We start from the raw sequence: 21575 nt of genomic DNA on the forward strand, positions 1-21575 counted from the left end.
TTTTCGTCGTTGGACGTGAACCTCGGGGCACGGTCAGGATCACAGGCATGACGACCCACCCTCTGGCAGCACCACAAACACCCTCCCCCACCGCCCGCCTCGCCCTGATCGGCGACCGCTCGCCGAACGTGACCGCCCACACCCGCATCCCCCTCCTCCTGGACGCCCTCGCCGCCCAGGACCACCTCGTCCTCGACGCGTACTGGATCCCGACCGCGGACGCCGAAGAACCGGACGCCGTACGCGGCTTCGACGCGGTCTGGGTGGTGCCGGGCAGCCCGTACCGCAGCGAGGCGGGCGCGCTGGCCGCGATCCGCACGGCGCGCGAGGACGGCGTGCCCTTCCTCGGCACCTGCGGCGGCTTCCAGCACACGCTCCTGGAGTACGCGCGGAACGTGTGCGGACTGACCGGCGTCGCGCACGCCGAGAACGACCCCGACGCCGACGATCTGCTCATCGCGCCGCTCGCCTGCTCCCTGATCGGCCACGAGGGCACGGTGACGATCACGCCGGGCTCGCTGGCGGAGTCGGTGCTCGGCGCCGACCGGACCGTCGAGCGCTACCACTGCTCGTACGGCCCGGGCGCGCACCTCGACACGCTGCGGGCGCACGGCCTGCGCTTCACCGGTCAGGACGAGGACGGCCGGGTGCGGATGGCCGAACTCCCCGGCCACCCCTTCTTCCTGGCCACCCTCTTCCAGCCGGAACTGTCCGACGACGGCTCGCGGCCGCACCCGGTCATACGCGCGCTGGCCCGCGCCGCCGTACGGCACGCGGTAGTGCCCGCCTAGCCGGCCGAACCCCCATGACCGCCGTGGCCGCCGTGCCCCGCGCCGTGGTCGAACTTCAGGGCCTCCTTCGGCATCACGACGAAGGGCCGCATCATGCCCATGTCCTCGTGCTCCAGGAAGTGGCAGTGGTACATGAACCGGCCGTACGCCCCGTCGAACCGGCCCATGACGCGCAGCATCTGCCCGCCGGGGACCCGGAAGACGTCCTTCCAGCCGCGCTCGTTCGGGGCCAGGGGAATCGGTCGCCCCGGGTCGGGGGCGACCGGGGCGCGGGTGCCGCCGAGCGTGACGTCGAAGCCCGAGACGTCGTACGTGTCGCGGCCGAGGAGCTGGAAGTCCGCCAAGTGGATGTGCATGGGGTGGGTCACCGGCGGGTTCACCGCGAGGTTCAGGAAGCTCCACTGTTCGTGGCTGCCCTCGGCGATGGTGATGCCGAGTCCGTCGTTGAAGGTACGGGCGACCCGGCGGTAGGTGGTGACCTTGCCGTCCGCGCCGCGCAGCTGGATGATCCCCTCGGTCGGGACCTGGAGGTCGGCCGGCTCCTCGATCTGAGCCATCTCCCAGATCTCCGGGTGTCCGCCGCCGCCCTTGGTGGCGGGCGGGGTCAGCACGATCAGCCGGTGGCCGTGCTCGACGTCGTGCGTGAGCGGGCGGAACGAACCCGAGAGGATCTCCGGCAGCTCGAATCCGTCCGGCTCGCCGCACTCGCCCACCCGGAACTCCATAACCTGGGGATAGCGCACGTCCCCCGGCACGTCGGGCACCCCGGGTGCCTGGTCCCGCCCCTTGTTGACCAGCCGCAGCCGCCGCCCGGCGAGCCCCCTGAAGTCGATGAGCAGGTCCATGCGCTCGGCGGGCGCGACGGTGAGGGTGGCGAGCGCGCCCTCGAAGTCGACCGGCACCGGGCGCGGCAGGAGTCCGCCGTCGCTGCCGATCTGGTGGAGGACGCCGGGCACGGGCTGGTCGTCCTCGTCGATCAGGACGAGGTCGTAGATGCGTGCGTTCGACGCGTTGAGCAGCCGGAAGCGGTACCACGCCGCGTCCACGTCCGCGTACGGCCAGATGCGGCCGTTGACGGTGGTGTACGGGCCCGTGAACGGCAGCGTGACCGGCTTGCCCGTCTCGGGGTTCTTGGGGTCGATGATGGTGGTCTTGTGCAGGAGGCGGCCGTTCAGCCGGTCGTCGCCCTCGTCGGTGTCCAGGTTGCGGTCGGCGATGATCAGCGGGATCTCCCGCTCGCCGCACGGGAGTTGGAGGGCGTCCTCCTCGTCGTCACGGACGAGGTAGGTGCCGTAGAGACCCGCCATCACGTTCCACCGCGTGATGTTCATGGCATGGTCGTGGTACCACCATTGGACCGCCTGGTGGTCGTTCGGATACTCGGAGAGCTGGGCGTCGCCGTACCCCACGGCGTTGTCCGCCCAGCCGTCGTTGCCGCCGCCGGTCTGCGCGCCGTGCAGGTGCGTCACCGCCCAGGCGGGCAGGTCCGCCACGTCCTTGTCGGGCTCGACGCCCGCGCGGCCGGGCTCGGTGCTGGGCGGCGGGTCCCGCCGCGGGTCGCCGAGCGGGACCTCGACGGCCGTGACGGGATACTCGCCGCGCGGGATGCGGTTGGTCCAGGCGACGCGGATCCGCTGCCCGCGCCGCACCTCGATGGTGGGTCCCGGCACACAGCCGTCGTACCCCCACATCAAGGTCGGCGGGAGCTGCGGGTGCAGGCGCACCCACGTCGGCCGCAGCGCGATCTCCGTCTCCTCGCGCACGTCCGTGGAGTCGGGCCGCAGGACGGGCGGCACCGTCAACGGCGCGACGAACGGCGTCAGTTCGCCCTCCGCGGGCGCCTTGGTCGCGGGCGCCCGGGCCGCGGACGCGTCGCGCGCCGCCTCTTCCGCCGCCAGTTGTTCCGTGATGCGGTCAATGATGTCGGTCACGATCGAACACCCCCGTGTTCATCCCCCGTGTCGCGGCCGGGTCAGTGGCCGCCTTCACTTCAAATGACTCCCGGCGCCTCAGCGAAGTTCCACGAACCCAGCATTCCGGATGAAACCATCCGAAGGGGTGATCCCTGCGGGGATCTTCGGCATCTGGTCGGGCACGAAGCCGTGGGCGCGCCGGGCCAGATCCGCCGCGCCGTAACGCCGGCAGTCCCGGTGCCAGTTCACGATGCCCGCCATCCAGTTCCGCAGGTCCTCGACGTAACCGTCCAGCGCCGTACGCGCCTCCTGGGACAGCCCGAAGTCCTCGTACAGGGCGGGGAATTCATGCGCGGCGACGTGCTCGAACTGCTGCATGCGCTGCGTGGTCAAGTCGTGGATGACGCGCAGGCCGCCGGCGTAGTCGCAGCCGAAGAAGTTCTGCACCACCAGGATGGCGTTGTGGATCTCGCCCTCGTACTCGATCTCCTTCTGGTACGAGAAGATGTCGTTCACGAGCATCCCGTAGTCGATCGCCGCGTTCTCCAGGGAGCGCACGGGGCCGCTGCGGTAGATCTCCGGCGGCACGGAGGGGCCGTGACCCATCCGGCACAGGCTCAGGGTGAGGTCGGAGCCGAAGGTGGCGCGGCGCATCTCCAAGTAGTCGACGGGGTCGGGGACGCGGTTGTACAGCTGGTTGAAGACCTCCCACACCCAGCTCTCCACCATGATCCGTACGGCGTGCCGCAGCGGCTCGCGCTGCTCGTCCGTCATCGCGCGGGTCGTGCGCACCCAGAGGTCGACGAGGCCGCGCTCCATGGCGTTCGCGGGCACCTGGGCCGGTTCGCCCTCCAGAGGCATGCACGCGACGAGCCGCTCCGTGCTGAGCCGCGCCGCGGCGAGATCGCGCCGGAGACCGAAGACCAGGGGGTAGTAGTCGTCTCCGTAGGTGCCCCAGGCGAGCCATTGCGAGCTGAGGTCGAGGGCCTCCTGGGTGCCGTCCGGGTCGAGACCCGCGGAGCACAGCGGGAGGTCGTTCGCGGCGAGCTTGTCCTCGTCCCAGACGCCCTCCGACAGCATGCCCATGGCGTGCGTCCAGCCGACGAGCTGCTCGCGCGCGGCGTCCAAGCCGGGGTTGAGCCGCAACGGGAACGGCATGTAGAGCTCGGGGATCCGGGACGGGCCCACCTTCTGGAAGGGCACATGTGTGAAGGCCCGCAGGCGTTCCGCCCCGGCGGACGCGAGCAGCGCGCCCACGTCCGCGCCGGACGTCCCGATGCCCGTAGGACCGGACAGCGGCGACGCGTCCAGCGCCCCCTCGTTCATGTAGCGGCTGGAACGCAAGTGCCAGGCGTGGCCGCCGGACTGCCAGTCCTGCAGCCCCCTGGTGTACGCGGCGACGGCGGCGACCTCGGGCGGCGTGAGGCCCTTCTCCAGGGCGAGGGCGGGCACTTCGGTGACCGCGGTGTGCTCGAACTGGTGCAGCCGTGACGTCAGGACGTCGTTGACGGTCTCGGCGGCCTCCTGGGTGGTGCAGTCGAAGAAGGTCTCCAGAACGAGCACTCCATTGCTGAGCTCGCCCTCCTCCTGGACCTCGCGCTGGTAGGAAAACAGGTCGTTCCTGAGGTGGACGCCGTCGGCGAACGTCTCCATGAGGACGCGCAGCGGCCTCGACTCGGCCACGGCGGCGGGCACTTCGGCGGTCGCGTACTCGATGAGCCCCGCCGACCAGGGGGCGCCGCCCACCTTGCGGCGCATCTCGATGTACTCGACGGGGTTGGCGATCCGCCCTTCGTTGATGTTGGACAGCTCCCACATCGACTCGTTGAGCAGATGCTCCGTCGACCGCGCGAAGCGGCGGCGCCAGTCGAGGGACATCGCGGGCACGGTGCGGGCCCACAGGTCGGCCAGGCCCGCCTCCACGGGGTTCTGCGGCTCGGGCACGGGGGTCGCCAGGTCCATCGGCATGAAGAGCGGCAGACGGTCCAGGTGGGCCTTGCCGGCCGCGCGGTCCTGGGTGCGTTTGTACATGTCCAGGAAGTGGTCGTCGAAGAAGAAGACCCACACGTACCAGTCGGTGATCAGCGACAGCGCGGGGCCGTCGCAGTCCGGGTGGGTGTACGCGCACAACAGGCCGTAGTCATGCGCGTCGAGGTCGCGCTGTTCCCAGATGCCGGAACCTTCCAGCATACCCATGTCCCGCGCCCACCGCGCGGAGTGCGTGCGGGCCTCCGCCAGGTGGGGGTTGAGCCGCGCGGTGTACGGCATGTAGAAGTGCGGCAGTTCGAACGGCTTCGTCATGGCCCGGCCCTACCCGGGGGCTCCGCCCGCCATCCGCGGCGGGGCACATGATCGCACCATCGCGTGAATCGGGGGCGCGACGGGGAGTGCAGGGGGCGCGTGGAGGTATGGCGCCCCGGAGGTCGTGACGCCCCTGGTGGGGCCCGCAGGCGGTACGGGACCGCGCCGCGGATCCGTGCCCTGTAGGCGTGCCCCGGATCCTCTCCCTGGATCGCCCGTACCGAATCCCCGGTTTCCCCGCGTGCGCACGACGTACGGCTCTAGGCTGCCGTCCAAGCCCCCCGGAAGGAACCATCTCGATGACCGATGCGTATGCGCTGCCGCGCGCGGTGCGGATCCTGGACCGTGCGGCCTCCGCGGGCCCGCGTCAGGCGCGGGCCGACGCGGGCGCCCGGCCCGGCGCCCCGGCACGCGGGCGGCGTCCGGACCTTGACGAGACCGCCGGCTGACCGCCGCCGACCGGAGGACGCGGCGGACGGGCTGCCGCGGAACGGGGGCTGACTGTGACTGCGCAGACCGCGCGTGCGGGCGATACGGGTGACGTGCGTGACTCGGGTGACGTGCGTGACTCGGGTGGCTCGGGTGACGTGCGTGATTCGGGTGAGGTGGACGGGCTGACTCGCGCCGAACAGGCGTGCGTCGACGGGGAGTCGGCGCTGGAGCGCGGAGACACGGTGGCGGCGGAGAAGCACTTTGGCGTGGCCTCGGGGTTGGTCGACCCCGCGGAGGGTGACGCGAGTGACGAGGGCGGCGGCGGGGCCTCGGAGGGTGGGGCGCGCGTGGTCGCGCGGGCGCGGACCGGGGCGGGGCGGGTGCTGCTCGCGCGGGGGGATGTCGGCGCGGCCGAGGCGGAGTTCGCACGGGCGAGCGGGTTGCGTCCGTCGGCGGCGGGGCCGTTGCACTGGCTGGGCTGCGCGGCCGCGCACCGCGGTGACTTCGGTGCGGCCGAGCGCCACTTCACGGCGGCGCTCGCGTGCGCGGTGCCGCACCGCCGTAGCCGCGTACAGCGCGCGTACGTGCGGGCCCGCGCGGGCGACTCGGAGGCCGCGCTGAACGACCTCCGCGCGGCGGCCCTGACGGGCCCCCTGGACGACGAGGCCCGCTGGGTCCTGGCCACCCTGTCGACCCGCTCCCCGCGCGAGGTGTCCCTACGACTCCGAAGGGCGGCCCTCACCGCGCTGTCCAGCGTGACGTCGGATGGGGCGGGCAGCGATGGGTCGGGCAGCAGTGGGGGGTGGGAGCGGGCCGGTGAGTTGATTGAGGCTGCGTTGGTGGTTGAGGGGGGCGTTGGGGTCGAGGGGCCTGTTGAGGTCATTGGGGCGGGGGGCTCGGTTGGGGCCGGTGAATCGGGTGGGGCGGGAGAGGTGCCCGCGAGCGGAGGAGGGCGATCCGGTGCCGAGGGGGCGCCGGGGGGCGAGAGGGTGCGGGGCACCGACGGTACTTACGGGGCCGGAGGGGCTCAAGGGGTCCGTGGGGCTCGGGGCGCGGAGGGTGCCGGGGGTGCGCTGGAGGCTGAGGGCGCGCAGCGGGTGACAGGGACTCGCGGGGCTGAGAACGGGCAGGGTCCGTGTGAGGCTGGGGAGTTCGGAGGTCCCACCGGGACCGGAGTCGACGGCGTGGAGCGGGTGGAGGGCGGCGCCCGGGCGGTGGAGGGCGGCGCCCATGCGGTGGAGGGCGGGACCGGCGACTGCGGCGCCGTAAACAGCGGTGGCGCGCAAGGCCCGCTAGAGGCGCACGCTTCGGCCGATGGCCCGCAGAGTGTCTCCACCCAGCGGAACGACTACGCGGGCCGGCCCGGCGGAGTGCGGTCCAACGACGACGCGGCGACATCCGACGAGGCGTACGGAACCGACGCGCCCGGAACCGACGCGCACGGGACCGACGCCGCTCAGCGGTCCGGCCGTTCGGGTCAGGTCGACGCCCCCGGTGCCTATGGGGTCGACGTCACGCAGCGGGCCCGTGGCTCGGATCGTGCCGGGCGGGGCGCGGATACGGCGAGCGCCCACGATGCGTACGGCGGTGACGACGCCGCCCAGCAGGACCACGGTCAGCAAGGTGAACCCGCTCAGCGGCACGATGACGCGGGACAGCCCGGGCGCGGGCCGAGCCACGTCGACCGGGGCGACGCCCACGACGCGCCCGGAACCGACGCGCACGGGACCGACGCCGCTCAGCGGTCCGACCGTTCGGGTCAGGCCGACGCCCCCGGTGCCTACGGGGTCGACGTCACGCAACGGACCCGTGGCTCGGATCGTGCCGGGCGGGGCGCGGATACGGCGAGCGCCCACGACGCGTACGGCGGTGACGACGCCGCCCAGCAGGACCACGGTCAGCCAGGTGAACCCGCTCAGCGGCACGATGACGCGGGACAGCCCGGGCGCGGGCCGAGCCACGTCGACCGGGGCGACGCTCACGACGCGCACGGGACCGATGCCGCCCAGCGGTCCGGCCGTTCGGGTCAGGTCGACGCCCCCGTCACCTACGGAGTCGACGTCACCCGGCGGACCCGCGGCTCGGGACGCGCTACGGCGAGCGCACGCGGCCCGGAGCAGGCAGCCGATGACGTGCGGGCAGCCGACAATGCCGCAAGGTCCCGTACTCCGGGCGAAGTTGGTGACGGGGCCGGCACGCCTGGGGCGGCCGACACGCTCGGCGTCCCTAACGCACCGGGAGCCGAAGGCCTCCCCGGACATGAGGAGGTCAACCCGGGGCCCGCGCCGGCCGGCGCTCACGGGCTGCGGGAGGGTGACCGTACGCACGGTGACGCCGACCCCGTCGGCCGTGGCGGACTTCCGAGCCACCGTCCCCGTACAAGCGGACGCGCCCCGGCGCGCGGGTGGGCTCCGGGCGACCTCGCCCCGGAGGCCTGGGACTTCGCCCCTCTCTACGCCGTCGCCCTCGTACGCAGCAAGCGGCGCGCCGCCGCCGTCGCGTTGCTCGGGGACGCCGTCCGGCACGACCCCGCCGACCACCGCGTCACCCACGCACTCGCCCTCGCCCTTCTCCACTCCCCCGCGGAGGCCCCCGACAAGGCGCCCGTGGAGGCTCCCGCCGAGCTGGAGGAGCCGGCCGCCACGGACGGGCCGGGCCCCACCCCCTGTCCCGCAGACACCTCCCCCACCCCGACCACCTCGGTCGCGGAGCCGGTCGCCGGGCCCTCCCCCGACTGGGCCCAGTGCGTCGCCGCCTGGGCCGCCCTGCTCCACGACGACAGGTTCTGGACGCACGTCCTGGACGGCGCAGGCGGGCGGTACGGCGTGGCCGTGGGGGGCGACCTCGTGTCCGCGCTCCGGGCCGGGCTGCGCGAGGAGTTGGAGCGGCGCATGCCCGGCGATGACGCCGGGATGCGCGTCGCGCCCGGCCCGCTGCTCCAGCGTGAGGCCGACGCCGCGAAGCTGCTCGCGGCCGTCGGCGGCTTCCCCTCCCCCGGTGGAGGGGAGGGCGAGGGGGGCGGGGGCGTGCCACTGGTCTGTGGGCCCCTCCGCATCGCCCAGCTCGACCGGACCACCGAGTTCGGCGCGTTCGCCGCCGCGCAGGACGCCACCTCCCCGCACCCCTCCCTCACGTACGCCTTCTCCGAACTCGGATTCGCTCAGCTCCTGTTGGGCCGGCACAAGGCCCGCGACGCCCTCGCCGCCCTCAGCGAGCTGCGCTGTTCCGCGTGTCGAGCCGCGCGCGGCGGGCCCGGGGCCGCGGCCGTGTGCGAGCCGGGGTGTGCCCGCTTCGACGAGCTGAACCCCGGGTACGCCGGACTGCCCGACAAACATCGCCGACTCGCCCTGGACGCGCGGGGACTCGCCCTGGAGGCGCGGCTCAGCATGGGGATCGGTGAACTGACCACCACACGCCCTGACTTCGCGGCCGCGGCCGCGTACTGGTGTCGCGCGCTGGTGCACAGCAGGGAGCTCGACCGGTACCGCGAGACGCAGACCGCCATCGTCGACATGGCGCTCGGCGCCGCGCGGGCGGCGCACCGGCAGGGGCTGCTGAGCCTCGCCGTGTCGACGCTCGACGCGACGCATTCGGTTATCGGAGCCAATGAACGGCCGCGCCTGGAAGGGCAGTTGGCGCGCGTGCTCGCCGATCGCGGGATCTCGGTCGCCAACGACGAGGAGGCGTTGCTCGACCAGCCCGCCGAGGATCTGCGCCGCTCCGTCGCGTTCAACCCGCACCTGTTGCGGACGCAGGTCAGTCTCGGCGTCGTGCTGCGCGGGCTCGCCGCGGCCCGCTGGAGCTCCGGCAGCCTGTCGGGCGCCGCGGCGCTCCTGCGGGAGGCCATCGACCAACTCACCGCCGCGCTCGTCCACTTCCCCGACGACCCCGACCTCGAAGAGCAGCGGGAAGCCGCCGTCGCCGACCTCAACCACGTCATGTGGCAGCCCGACGAGAGCGAGCAGTGAGGGCCGTGCTCGCCTACGAGGAGCTGCGCATCCGGATCCGCCGCGTCGGCGCGGCCCGCTATCTGATGACCGCCAACGGCCCGGCCCGCGCGGCCGAGGTGATCGCGGTCGGCTCGGAGCCCGCCGCCTTCCGCGACCAGTGGGACCGGCTGATCGCGACAGAACTCGGGTACGGGCCGTGGGAAGGATCCCCCGAAGGGCCGTCGGGCGGGCCATCCGTCGGGGCGTCGAGCGGGTCGCCGGACGGATCGCCGGACGGGCCGCACGCCACCGTGCCCCGGCTGCGGGCGCTGGGGCGCGACGTGTTCCGGCTGCTGTTCGGCGACGGGCGGCCGGCGGCGGAGGGCGACGCCGGGCAGAGCGGCGAGGGGGGCCGCGAAGGGGTCGGGTCGCGTGTCGGTGTGTGCGTCGACGCCGCGTTCGACCGGGCCCAGCGGATGAGTCCGCCCCGCGGGCTGCGGATCCGCTTCGATCTGCCGCCCGAGCTGCGCGATCTGCCGCTGGAGTCGCTGTGCGCGCCCGCGGACAATCCGCAGCAGACGTTCGCCCTCAACCACGGCTATTCACTGGTCCGTTCGCTGACGGGCGGGCCCGTGGGGAAGCAGCGGCTGCCGGAAGCCGGCGACGAGCCGAGCGTGATCCGGCTCCTGGTGGCCTGCGCGTCGCCCCGCGGGCTAGAACGGCTGCGGGCCGCCGAGGAGGTGGCCACGCTCCGCCGTGACCTGTCCGAAGTGGCCGTACATCTCACGGTGTTGGAGCGGACGACGCGAGCGCGCCTGGACCGGGCTCTCGCCACCCACCCCGAACTGCCCACGGCCGTCCTGCTGATCGCACACGGGACGTACGACGAGAAGATCGGCAAGGGCGTGGTGGCCCTGGAGACGGAGAACGGCGGCATCGACCGGGTGCCCGCGGATCTGCTCAGCTCGACCCTGCTGAACGCCCGGCGGCTGCGGCTCGTGGTCCTCAACCTCTGTTCCGGCGCGGACAGTTCGTACCTCGAACCCTTCTCGGGTCTCGCCCAGTCCCTGATCGGCGGCGGGGTGCCCGCGGTGGTGGCGATGCGGGGGCGGGTCAGCGACGTGTCGGCGGGCGCGTTCAGCCCCGAGCTGCTCAAGGGCATCGCGGCGAACAAGACCGTCGACGAGGCCATGGCCGCGGCGCGGCTGCGCATTTACTGCCAGCCGCAGCACACGGCCGTCGAGTGGGCGACCCCCACGCTGTTCCTGCACGAGGAGTGCCGGCAGGGCTGGCTGTTCAAGGCCCGCGAGGTGCAGGACGACGCCTTCGAGGCGCAGGGCGCCGAGGGCGGGGGCGGAGGCGGGAGCGAGGGCGGGGTCGGGGGCCGTCCGGTGGCGGATCCGCTGCGGGAGGGCGCGGAGGCGCTGCGGACCCTCAAGAGCCATGTCGGGCACGTCCGTTCGGCCGACCTGATCGGCGCGGCCCGCTTCCAGCGCGACCTCGGGCACTGGGAACAGGTCCAGCGGATCCTGATGGCGCCCACGCAGGTCTACGCGGACGAACGGCGCCGGATGCGGGCCGAGGCGGCCTTCGAGCAGGCCTGGCCCGAGCTGGACAAGCTGTGCGCGCTGCTCGCGGGCGAGCGGGACGCGCGGGGGGCCGAGGCGCAGCTCGACGTGGTGCGCGACCGGTTGCCGGATGCCCTGCCGGGCGCGCTGGAGGCGGAGGTCGACGGGCTGCGGCGGCTCGCCGCGCTCGTCGACGAGGCGCGGGCCGCGGAGGCGGCGGCCGACTGGGCGACGGCGATCGACCGCTACGAGGACGTGCTCGCCGCGCGGCCCGGCGGGCTGCGGGACGTGGCCGAACGGCTCGCCGCGGCGCGCGACGAGCTGCACGTCGCACGGACCTGCGAGGCCGCGGAGTCGGCGCGGCGGGCGGGCGACTGGGGGGCGGCGGCCCAGTCGTACGCGGCCGTCCTGGCCCTGCGTCCGGGCCACCGGACGGCGACGGCGTGGGTCTCCTACGTGGCCGGAAGGACCGCCGAGGCGAACGAGGACTGGCCGACGGCACAGTCCGCGTACGCCGCGTGCGCGGAGGTCGAGGGCGCGGCCCAGCGAGCGGCATACGCGCGGGGCCGGGCGGCCGCGGAGTCGGGGGCGTGGGCGGCGGCACGGGATGCGTTTGCGGAGGCGGGGGGTGGGAGCGGGAGCAGAAGTGGGAGTGGGGTCGGGGGTGGGTGCGGGGTCTTGGCTGGGGGCGGGGGCGGGTCCGGGGTTGGGGTTGGGGGCGAGTCCGGGTCCGGTGGCGGGGCCGGGTCCGGGGTCGGGGTCGGGGGCAAGCTTGCGTCCGGACACGGGGGCGAGAGCCCATCCGGGGCCAGCGGCGGGGTTGGTTCCGGGGAAGGGCCCGGGTCCGGCCCCGGGGTCGGGGTTGGGGTTGGGGGCAAGCTTGGGTCCGGGCACCGGGGCGAGAGTGCGTCCGGGGCCGACGGCGGACCCAGGGCCGGGTCCGGCCCCGGGGTTGGGGCCGGGGTTGGGGCCGAGTCTGGGTCCGGATCCGGGGTTGGGGCCGAGTCCGGGTCCGGATCCGGGGTTGGGGGCGAGTCCGGGTCCGGGGGAATGGGCTCGCTCAGGACCGAAGCCAAGGGTGGGTCCGAGGCCGGAGGCGCGGCTGAGTCCGAAACCGGGGCCGGGTCCGGGTCCGGGTCCGCGTTCGGGCCCGGCGCCGAAGTCGGGTCCCAGGTCGACTGCCGTAACTGGTACGGGTACTGCGCCGGCCGGGCCGCCGACGCGGCGGGGCTGTGGGACGCGGCGGTGGCCGGGTACGCGGCCGCGGGCGGTTTCGAGGACAGTGCCGTACGGCTGCTGTACGCGCGCGGCCGGGGCGCGGCGGAGGCGGGCCGCTTCGCCGACGCCCTCACGGACCTCGCGGCGGCGGCCGCGCGGGACTGGGACACGGAACCGTTCCTCGGCGAGCTGCGGCGGCGCGTGTACGAGGCCGCGCTGACCGCCACGGAGGCGGCCGACTGGCCGGCCGCCCTCACCCATCTGACCCCGCTCCCCGAGGACTACCGCGCGGTGCGTGCGCTGCGGCGGTACGCGGAAGGGAAGTCGGCGGCGGGGGCGGGCGAGTGGGGGGCCGCTGCGGAGGCCTTCGGGAAGTGTGTGGCCGCCGGGGGCGGGGCCCGGGGCGGGCGTGCGGCCTCCGGCGAGCGCCCGTTCGGGAGCCGGGCCGGGGCTCGTGGGACCGAGGCCGGGGCCGAGCCTGCCGGCGGTGAGGACAGGTCGTCCGGGGTCGGGGCCGCCACCCGGACCAGGGCCGGCACCGGGGCCGCCGGCCAGGGCTCGTTCAGGAACGGAGCCGGGGTCGGGATCGGGGGGACGGGCCTCACCGCTGAGTCCGGGGCCGACCCCGACGCCGCGCCCGCAGCCAGCGACGAGCGTCCGTCCGGAACTGATCCCCGCGCCCCTGCCGAGGACACCCCCAGCAACGGACCCGGGGCCCACGGAACCGATACCCGTGCCGGGGCCGAGCCCGACGCCAGTCTCGCGCCCGCAGACGAATGCCCCTCCAGTAATGGGACCGAGCCCCGCACCGACTGCCTCGCCAACCCCGCCTCCGGCGCCGCAACCGGCCCCGCCGACGCTTACAGCGTCCGGGACGGCGAGCACGTTCAGGCCACCGCGAGCGCACCGCACACGTACGCCGGGCACCCCCTCGCCCAGGGCGGCGACCGCGCCGCCGTCGGCGTGGTCGATCGCGTGCTCGCGGACGCCGCGGACCTGTGGCGGTACGCCCGCGGGCGGCTGTGTCAGGCGCGGGGGCAGTGGGACGACGCGCTCGCCCTGTTCGTGGGGCTGCCGTCCGAGGTCGCCGACGTGCCCGACCGCGTGCTGTACGCGCGGGGGCGGGCCGCGGACGCGCGGGGCGAGTGGAACGGCGTCATCGACGGGTTCGGCCGGCTGCCCGACGCCTACGCGGACGGCGAGGTCGGCGTCCGTCGCCTGTACGCACGCGCGCGCGTGGCCGCCGATCTGCGCGACGACTGGCCTGCGGTCCTCAGCCTCCTCACCGGCGTGCCGGACGAGGCCCGCGAGGGCGCGGTGGGAGCCCTGCGCCGCAAGGCTGCGGGCCGCCGCGCGGAGGCGACCGGCGACTGGGCCGCCGCCTGCGAGATCTACGCCCGCGCCTTCCCCGACGGCCCCCCGGACTCGACGGCCCCGACCCCGTCGGCCCCGTCGGTCGCATCGGCCCCACCAGCCCCGACGGCCCCATCGACCCCACCGGCCCCGGCACCCGGCCGGACACCCACCACCCCCAAGCCCACGGACCCCGGCACCCCCGCACCCCGACCCCACCCTCACCCCGATACCGGCCCCCACCCCGACCTCGCCCCCACGCCCCACCCCACCCCCGACCCCGAAGCCCTCCCCCTCTACCGCTACGCCCTCGCCCGCTCCCACGAAGCCTGTGGGCGATGGCCGGAAGCTCTCGGGCTCTACCTGCACCTGGATGACGCGTGGAGCGACGTCCCGCTGCGGCGGCGCTACGTGCGGGCCCGCGTCGAGGAGGAGCGCGCCGAGGGGCGCGAGGCCTGGCAGCGCGTCGCCGACGCCTACGCCGCGTTGGAGCGGGACCACGTGCGGGCGGACGGCCCGGACTCCGACGTCGCCGCCCGCGGGCGCTACGCCCGCGTGCGTGCCGCCGAGGCCGACGCCGACTGGGCCGGGGTCGCCGCCGAGGCCGACGCACTCGGCCCGCACCGGGACGCCCCCGCCGTCGCCGCCTACGCGCGCGGCCGCCTCGCCGACGCGCACCAGGAGTGGCAGAGCGCCGCCGACGCGTTCCGGCAGTGCCCGGGGCACCGGGACGCCGACGCCCATCTGGCGTACGCCGAGGGCAGGTTGCTGGAGGCGGCGGGCCGCTGGAGCGCCGCCGTCGACGCGTACGAGCGGGCGGGCGGCGCCCTCGACCGGGCCGACGTGCGCTGTCGCCGGCTGCGGCGGCTCATCGGGCTGCTCCCGTGGGCGGACGGTCTCATCGCCGCCCCGCTCGTCGCCGATCCCTTCGCCGTGCGGGACCAGGCGTTCCCGTACCTCGCCCTGCGGGACGCGGGGGTCGACCCGGGTGCCTCCATGGACGTGGTCAAGAACGCTTCGTACGCCCTGTTGGAGCGCGGCACCATGTCGTGGCACGAACGTGTCGCGCTGGAGCGGCTGCGGCTGCCGGGCCGGCGCCTCCAGCTCGACGCGCTGCTCTACCGCTGGCACTCCCCCGACGCCCTGCGCGAGGCCCTCGCCTCCCTCTCGCCGGACGAAGGGCCCGGCCTCCTGGACGCCCTGTGCGCCCGCTCGCCGCAGGACGCGCCGCTGCTCCTCCTGCTCGCCCGGGACCGCGAGACGGCCGCCGCCGAGTGGGAGCGGCGCCTGAAGCAGGCGCCCGGCGACATGGCCGTCGTGCACGGGCTCGCCGCCGCCCGGCTGTGGCAGGCGCAGGAGCTGGAGCAGAGCGGGGCGTGGGAACACGCGGTGCGGGCCTGGGAGTCGGCGCTCGCGTACTGGGCGACGCTGCTCAGCGACGACGAGTACTGGGACGGGTGGCGGGTGGAGCGGGCCGCCGCGTACCGGCGCGATCTGACGCACGACGACATGGCCTCGCTGCGCTGGGAGCTCAGCCAGCACCTCTTCGAGCAGCTGTCGGCCTACGAGCAGCGCCACTCCGAGCAGGACCGCCCGCAACAGGCGGCCGCCTACCAGGAGTTGGGGGCGCTGCTTGAGTCAGAGCTGGGGGGTGCGCGGGTGCTGAAGGACGTCGGTGGGCTGCCGTCCGTGCCGGGTGCGGGCGCCACCCTCGCCTGCGGGCCGCGCTATCTGCGGCTGCTCCATCTACAGGAGCCGTTCGCCGCGCTGGCCGCCGAACTCGACGCGGCGGCCCAGCAGGGCAAGGACCCCGGTGAGTACGCGGTACGGGAACTGCGCTGGGCCTTCTCTGAGTTGGCCCGGAGCTTCGCCCTCTGCGAGGTGCGCAAGTTCGAATCCGCGCTGCGCGCGCTGCCCGCCTTCCGCACCCTGACCACACTGCCGGACGACTGCGCGGGGCCGGCCGCGGAGGCGGGCCACGCCGAGGAGTGCGGGCACTGCCGGGACTTCCTGCGCCGCAACCCCGCGTACGTACGGCTGCCCAGGCGCCACGCCCGGCTGCTCCAGGACGGCGTCGAACTCGCCGTGCACATCCGCCTCGCGCTGGCCAAGACCGCGCTGACACGCGGCGACGGCGGGCTCGGCGAGGCCCTGGAACAGTGGGGCGAGCTGGTGAAGGTGTCCCGCAACGCCGGGATGCAGGCCCGCTCCAAGAAGGCGGTGATCCGCACCGTGCTCGGCCGGGTCGAGGCGCTCACCGACGAGGACGGCGTGCACCTCGGCGGCTGCCTGGACGAGGCCGTCACGCTCGTCGAGTCCGTCATCGAGGTACTGCACCCGCTCGACCGCGAGCTCTTCAGCCAACTCAACGCCAAACTCTCGGCGTTGCTCTCCATGCGCGGCGTATGGCGGGGCTACACCCGCACCAAGCACGGCATGTGGTCCGACATGCACGGCGCCGAGGCCGACCTGCGCCGCGCCCTCGCCCTCAACCCGGAGTCGAGCCACGCCCGCGACAACCTGGCCCGCGCCCTCGTCTTCACCCTCGACGAGCGCACCCGCGAGGTGCCGACCCGGCTGAAGCTGCTCCACGAGGCGCTCGGCCTCCTCGACGTGGGCCTGGGCCAGGCGCTGACCCACCGGTACCGCGAGACGCTCGGCGAGGCACTGGACGAGCTGGAGAAGCTGATCACCCGGCACCTCGGGGTGGAGGGCATGGGCGACCTGATCCGCAGCGACAGCCAGGAGACACCGCCCGACGACGACGATCTGCCCGCCTGGGCAGCGGAGTTGACCGGGCGCGCCGAGCGGGCGCTGCTCGGCGGCGACATCCTGTGGGCGCTGCACCACCTGATCCGCGCCACCCGCGCGGAACCCACCGACCACCGCATCAGACGGGCCCTGCTCGGCGCGGCCCACCGCTGGCTCGCCGAGCTCGGGCCCGGCACCACGGCACCCCGGAACCAACAAGGAGGCGGCGTCGCGTGATCAAGGACCCCTGCGCGGACGGGGACGGACCTCTTCCCTACGATGTGCTCGCCCCGGCGGGCGTGACCCCCTGGACGACCCACCGGGACATGCAGGACGTCTCCTTCGAGCTGCTCGCCCGGCATCTGATGACGCCCGCCACCCAGCAGGCGTGGGACGCGCTGCGCAGCGTGCGCCGCAGAATCCTGGTCGACCTGCTCCTGTACGACGTGGACCTCGCGGCCGAACTCCCGCGCGCCCTCGCGGACGTCGACCGGGCGCTGGCGGCCGAGCCCACGGACGGACGCGCCCCGCAGGACCCGCCGCCGGGCCCGCTCCCGGAGGCCTCGGCGCGGCTCCTGGACGACCTGATCCGGTTCGATGTCTGACCCGACGGCCCGGCTCGCCTACGAGCACGCCCGCGCGCTCGCCGCCCGTGACGCCGCCCACCAGACGCTCACCGAACGGCTGTTGCTGCGCTGTGCCGACGCCCTCGACTCGTTCGACCGGCTCCTCGCCGACGGCGCGGCGAGCGATGTGGAGACGTACCGCGGGAGCCTGGCCCTGATCGCCGGGCAGCTGGAGCGGGACCTCGCCGAGGAGGGCCTCGAACGCGTCGGCCGTGTCGGCGAGCGGGCCGAACCCGCCACGCACCACATCGCCGAGGTGCGGCCCGCGCCGCCCGGCGGGCGCGCCGACGAGGTCCTCGACGTCCTGCGGCGCGGATACCGGTACCGGGGGCATCTGCTGCGCGCCGCCCGGGTGGTCGTCGCCGTCGAGGACGGCACGGAACAAGGCGGCACGGAACAAGTCGGCACGGAACAGCGCGGCACCGAACAGCGCGGCACCGAACAAGGGACGGAGCGGGAATGAAGGCCATCGGCATCGACCTCGGCACCACCAACAGCGTGGTCGCCGCCCACGATCCGCACCGCGCGGACATCGCGGTGCTGACCAACAGCAAGGGCGAGCGGCTCACCCCGTCCGTCGTCGGCGTCGTGCACCGCGACGGCAAGGACCAGCCGCTGGTCGGTGAGGACGCGCTGAACTGGGCGGTCCGCCAGCCCAAGGAGACCATCGTCTCCGTGAAGCGGCTGATGGGCCGGGACTTCGCGGACGCGCCGGTGGCCAAGGCGCGCGACCGGATGAGCTACGACATCGTGGAGGGCCCCGACGAGGACCCGCGCGCGTACGTGCTCCTCGGCGGGCGGGCCCGTACCCCGGCGGAGATCTCCAGTGTGATCCTGGACAAGCTGGTCAGGGACGCCTCCCGGGTGCTCGGCGAGCCGGTGACGCACGCCGTGATCACCGTGCCCGCGTACTTCCGCGACGCGCAGCGGGCCGCCACCCGGGAGGCCGCCGAGAAGGCGGGGCTGGTGGTGAAGAAGATCGTCGACGAGCCGACGGCCGCCGCGGTCGCCTTCGGCCTGCACAAGCCGGGCGGCGAGCGCAGCCGGGTGCTCGTCTACGACCTGGGCGGCGGCACCTTCGACATCTCGATCCTCAACACGGTCAAGGACAAGGAGGGCCGCAGCCAGTTCCAGGTGCTGCGCGCGGCCGGCGACATCTGGCTGGGCGGCGACGACTTCGACCTGGCCATCGTGGAGCGGATCATCGCGTGGATGCGCGAGGAGCACCACGTCGACCCGTCCGGCGACAAGGCGTTCCTGTTCCAGGCGAAGAAGGCCGCCGAGCGGGCCAAGCGGGAGCTGAACGACCTGCCCGAGACGTACATCGTGATCCCGGCCGCGTACCGCAGCGAGAACGGCGTGCTCGACGTCGAGATGAAGCTGACCCGCGGCGAGTTCCAGTCGATGATCGCGCCGCTGGTGACGCGGACGATGGAGCTGGTCCAGGAGTCCCTGGCCCGGTACGAGCTGTCCACGGACGACATCTCCGACGTGCTGCTGGTGGGCGGCGGCACGCTCACCCGGCCCGTGTACGAGGCGGTCGAGGCGTTCTTCGGCGCCGCGAAGGTGCGCAGGAACATCAACCCGATGGAGTGCGTGGCCTTCGGCGCGGGCGTGCTCGCGGAGACGCTGCGCGGCGTGGAGTGCTCGGACGCGGAGTGCGCGAAGGTCAACGAGTACGGGGCGGACTCCTGTACGGCCTGCGGCCGCAGCCTCGCCGACGGGCGCTCCAAGGGCGACACGGGTCTGTACGAGTCGACGCCGATGGCGATGGGCATCGCCGCGATCAAGGGCAGCCAGCGCGACGTGTTCGTCGAGATCATCGAGGCGGGCTCGCCGTACCCGCTCTCCGAGCCACGCAGGCGCACCTTCCACGCCACGGACAGCCGGCGCATCCGGGTGCCGGTGTACGAAGGCGACAGCAAGGTGGCGAGCGAGAACCACGAACAGGGCGTGGTCGAGTTCGAACTGCCGCAGGAGATCGAGATCAACCGCCAGGTGGACGTCTCCTTCAACTACTCGGCGGACCGCATCATCACGGTGAAGATCTCCGTACGCGGCACCGACATGGTCCTGGAGGCCACGCCCAACCGGGAGAAGCCGCGCACGCCCCCGCCGGAGCCGGTGGAGGAGCTCGACAGCGCGGTGCTGCGCGAGCAGCTGGGCTACGCCGAGCGGGAGGCCGACCACTTCCTGAAACGGTACGGGCCCTACATCGAGCCGGTGCAGGCGATGAAGGTGCGGCGCGACATCGAGCAGGCGCAGCGGGCGGCGGCGATGGGCGACAGCGGCGAGTACAAGCGCCTGACCGAACTGCTGCTCGACGACATGTACCGGCAGTGCGGTCTGGCCAGCCAGTTCCGCCAGGCGGAGCTCGCCTCGGAGGGCGCGCCTCCGGAGACCGTCCGGCAGATCAACGAGGCGGTCGAGTTCGTCAAGCAGGCCCACCGGCAGGGCAACCGCGTGACGACCGCCCAGCAGGCCCGCAACCTGGTCAACCTGGTGGCGGTCGCCCAGTCCGAGCGCGCCGTGCCCGCCCTGCCCGACCGGCCGGACTACGAGGGCATCCTGCGGTTCGCCGAAGAGACGGCCGGCGGATGACGCGACCGCGGCAGACGGACCGGCCCGCGCCGGGGCCGGACGCGGAACCGGGTGCGGGACCGGGCGCCCGGGCGACACCGGTCAGCCTCGGCATCGACTTCGGCGCCACGGGCGTCCGCGCGCTCTACGCCGCGCAGGACGGCGCCGCGCACCGCCTCGCGGCGGAGTGGGGCGACGGGCCGTGGCTGCTGTGTGAGCCGGCCGCCGCCGGTGAGCTGCCGGTGACGTTCCCGAGCCTCAAGAGCCGCCTGGGCAGCGGCCGTCCGGTGCATCTCGGGGGCAAGGCGGTGGACGCGGACCGGATCGTGGCGCGGCTGCTGCGGTCGGTGCGCGAGCGGGTGGAGGCGGTGGCGCCGGGGCGGGTGGCGCAGACCGTGATCAGCGTGCCCGCGTACTTCGGTTCGGCGCAGCGGGCCGCGCTGCGCGACGCGGCGCGCGAGGCGGGCCTGGAACCCGCCCGGCTCGTCAACGACTCCATGGCCGCGGTGATCGGCCACATGACGGAGCGGGACAGCGGCACGTGCCTGGTCTACGGCATGGGGTACGAAGGGTTCGAGCTCGGTCTGATCCGCAGCGTGCGCGGCCACTTCCGCTCGCTCGGGTACGAGGGCGGGGCGACGTCGGGGGGCCGTTCCTTCGACGCGGAGACGCTCTCGTCGGCGGTACGGCTGCTGCGCAGACACCGCGGGGCGAGTGCGGTCACCGGGGTGGACGCCGCGGTGTGGCAGGAGCTGCGGGCGCGCGGTCAGGAGGTGCGGGAGGCGCTCAGCGCGCCGGACGGCCCGGCGGCGGCACGGCTCGACCTGGAGCTGGGCACCGGGCCCGCGCTGTGGGTGCGCATCGCGCGGCCCGATCTGGACACGTACCTGGAGCGCCATGTGGGGCGCACGGTGGACCGGGCCCGGTCGCTGCTCGACCAGTCGGGGATGACGCCGATGGACGTCGACACGGTGTTGCTGGTGGGCGGCAACACCCGTATGGAGCAAGTGCGTTCGCGGGTGGCGGTGCTCGGCGCACGAAGCGTGCAGGCGCCGCCGGAGGTCCTCGCGCTCGGCGCGCTGAGGCACGCGGTGCGGCTTGCGGGCGGCGCGGCGTCCTCGGGCCCCGCCGCCCTGGAGGAGGGCCCGCTGGAGCCCGACTCGTCGGCCCAGGACACCCTCTCGGACGCCCCGCCCCTGGCGGCGACGCTGGTGGGCGCGGAGGAGGAACGGGACACGGGCGGTGCGGTACGGGAGGGGGGCGGCGGACGCCGCCCTGGCCGCGTCCCCGATCCGCGGACCACACCACCCGGCACCACCCTCACCCCCGGCGCCGCGCTCGCCTTCGGCACCGCGTCCGACACCGCCACCGGACCCGGCCCCGCACCCGCCCCTCACCTCACGGACGACGACGGCGCGGCGGACGGGGGCGCGGCGCACCGGGGCGTGGCCCACGCCAGACGGCTCGCCCGGCAGGGGCGCGAGGGCGAGGCGGTCACGCTGCTGCGCGAGATCATCGCCGAGGCCCAGGAACTGCTCGACGCCTTGCACCGCCCGCCGGCACCCGCGGCGTCCGGCACCCCGCCGCCCGAACCCGAACCCGCCCCCGCACCGGCCCTCGACCCCGCGTCACGGCGCCAACTCGCGCGGGCGCAGGCGTTGTTGGCGCTCGGCCGGTACGACCACGCCGTTCAGGCCGCGCACATCGCCTGGCAGGACGCGGCGACCCGGCCGGCCGGCGCCGACATGCTGGACGCGATGATCGACGTGCACTGCGCCGCCGCGATGGCCGACATGGCGCCCGAACACTTCGCCGACGCCGAACGCTGGCTCAACTGCGCCTACGGCCACGATCCGACGAACGTGCGCGTCCGCGGCCTGCTCGCCGAACGCACCTACCGCCACGCGGTGGAACTCGACCGGCGCGGGGAGCGGGATGAGGCGATTGAGGCCCTGCGGAAGTGCCTGACATGGGATCCTGAACACGCCGACGCGGGAGCCCTGTTGCGGCGTCTTGCCCGTGGTGGCAGGAACCGGCGCGGCAGGGGGGACGTCCTCGGACAGAGGCCCCTCGAACCGCCGCCGTGAGGCACCCCGCAAGCCAGGGAGGGAAC

Annotated in this window: 11 protein-coding genes; 8 read left to right on the top strand and 3 right to left on the bottom strand. The window is 74.3% G+C overall.

Features of this window, described 5'->3' with window-relative positions; all coding sequences use genetic code 11:
• The first annotated feature begins 47 nt into the window (after nt 1-47).
• A complete protein-coding gene (locus ACFYO9_RS19505) occupies nt 48-791 on the top strand; it encodes a hypothetical protein (RefSeq protein ID WP_358775152.1) in 744 nt (247 codons plus the stop codon).
• Here ACFYO9_RS19505 and phsA read toward each other — a convergent pair.
• Nucleotides 788-2722 (bottom strand): O-aminophenol oxidase PhsA, encoded by a 1935-nt coding sequence (gene phsA, locus ACFYO9_RS19510; RefSeq protein WP_388666444.1) that lies wholly within the window; start codon nt 2720-2722, stop codon nt 788-790. The genes ACFYO9_RS19505 and phsA overlap by 4 nt on opposite strands.
• A 78-nt stretch (nt 2723-2800) precedes the next feature.
• Complete coding sequence (gene cyc2 / locus ACFYO9_RS19515; protein WP_358775154.1) at nt 2801-5005, bottom strand: germacradienol/geosmin synthase Cyc2; 2205 nt, start codon at nt 5003-5005, stop codon at nt 2801-2803.
• A gap of 299 nt (nt 5006-5304) precedes the next feature.
• Here cyc2 and ACFYO9_RS19520 point away from each other — a divergent pair, with 299 nt between their 5' ends.
• Entirely contained in the window at nt 5305-5454 is a 150-nt protein-coding gene (locus ACFYO9_RS19520) for a hypothetical protein (protein ID WP_358775156.1), read from the top strand.
• Nucleotides 5455-6729: 1275 nt separating this feature from the next.
• Here ACFYO9_RS19520 and ACFYO9_RS19525 read toward each other — a convergent pair.
• On the bottom strand, nt 6730-7419 hold the full coding sequence (locus ACFYO9_RS19525; RefSeq protein ID WP_358775158.1) for a hypothetical protein: 690 nt from the start codon (nt 7417-7419) through the stop codon (nt 6730-6732).
• 519 nt (nt 7420-7938) lie between these two features.
• On the opposite strand from ACFYO9_RS19525, the gene ACFYO9_RS19530 reads away from it, so the two are divergent.
• Genes ACFYO9_RS19530 through ACFYO9_RS19555 form a run of 6 tightly spaced genes read left to right on the top strand, consistent with a single transcriptional unit; the run spans nt 7939 to nt 21549 of the window.
• On the top strand, nt 7939-9405 hold the full coding sequence (locus ACFYO9_RS19530; RefSeq protein WP_358775159.1) for a hypothetical protein: 1467 nt from the start codon (nt 7939-7941) through the stop codon (nt 9403-9405).
• Entirely contained in the window at nt 9378-16493 is a 7116-nt protein-coding gene (locus ACFYO9_RS19535) for a CHAT domain-containing protein (protein ID WP_358775161.1), read from the top strand. The genes ACFYO9_RS19530 and ACFYO9_RS19535 overlap by 28 nt, the downstream gene beginning before the upstream one ends.
• Nucleotides 16490-16861, top strand: a complete 372-nt coding sequence (locus ACFYO9_RS19540; protein ID WP_358775163.1) for a hypothetical protein — start codon at nt 16490-16492, stop codon at nt 16859-16861. Before ACFYO9_RS19535 ends, ACFYO9_RS19540 begins: the two co-directional genes overlap by 4 nt.
• Nucleotides 16854-17345: a nucleotide exchange factor GrpE gene (locus ACFYO9_RS19545; RefSeq protein ID WP_358775164.1), complete on the top strand. Its 492-nt coding sequence runs from the start codon at nt 16854-16856 to the stop codon at nt 17343-17345. The genes ACFYO9_RS19540 and ACFYO9_RS19545 overlap by 8 nt, the downstream gene beginning before the upstream one ends.
• Nucleotides 17342-19483 (top strand): Hsp70 family protein, encoded by a 2142-nt coding sequence (locus ACFYO9_RS19550; RefSeq protein WP_355805183.1) that lies wholly within the window; start codon nt 17342-17344, stop codon nt 19481-19483. The genes ACFYO9_RS19545 and ACFYO9_RS19550 overlap by 4 nt, the downstream gene beginning before the upstream one ends.
• A complete protein-coding gene (locus ACFYO9_RS19555) occupies nt 19480-21549 on the top strand; it encodes an Hsp70 family protein (protein ID WP_358775166.1) in 2070 nt (689 codons plus the stop codon). Before ACFYO9_RS19550 ends, ACFYO9_RS19555 begins: the two co-directional genes overlap by 4 nt.
• Nucleotides 21550-21575: the final 26 nt, after the last annotated feature.

Source organism: Streptomyces sp. NPDC005863, from assembly GCF_042871345.1.
GTDB lineage: Bacteria > Actinomycetota > Actinomycetes > Streptomycetales > Streptomycetaceae > Streptomyces.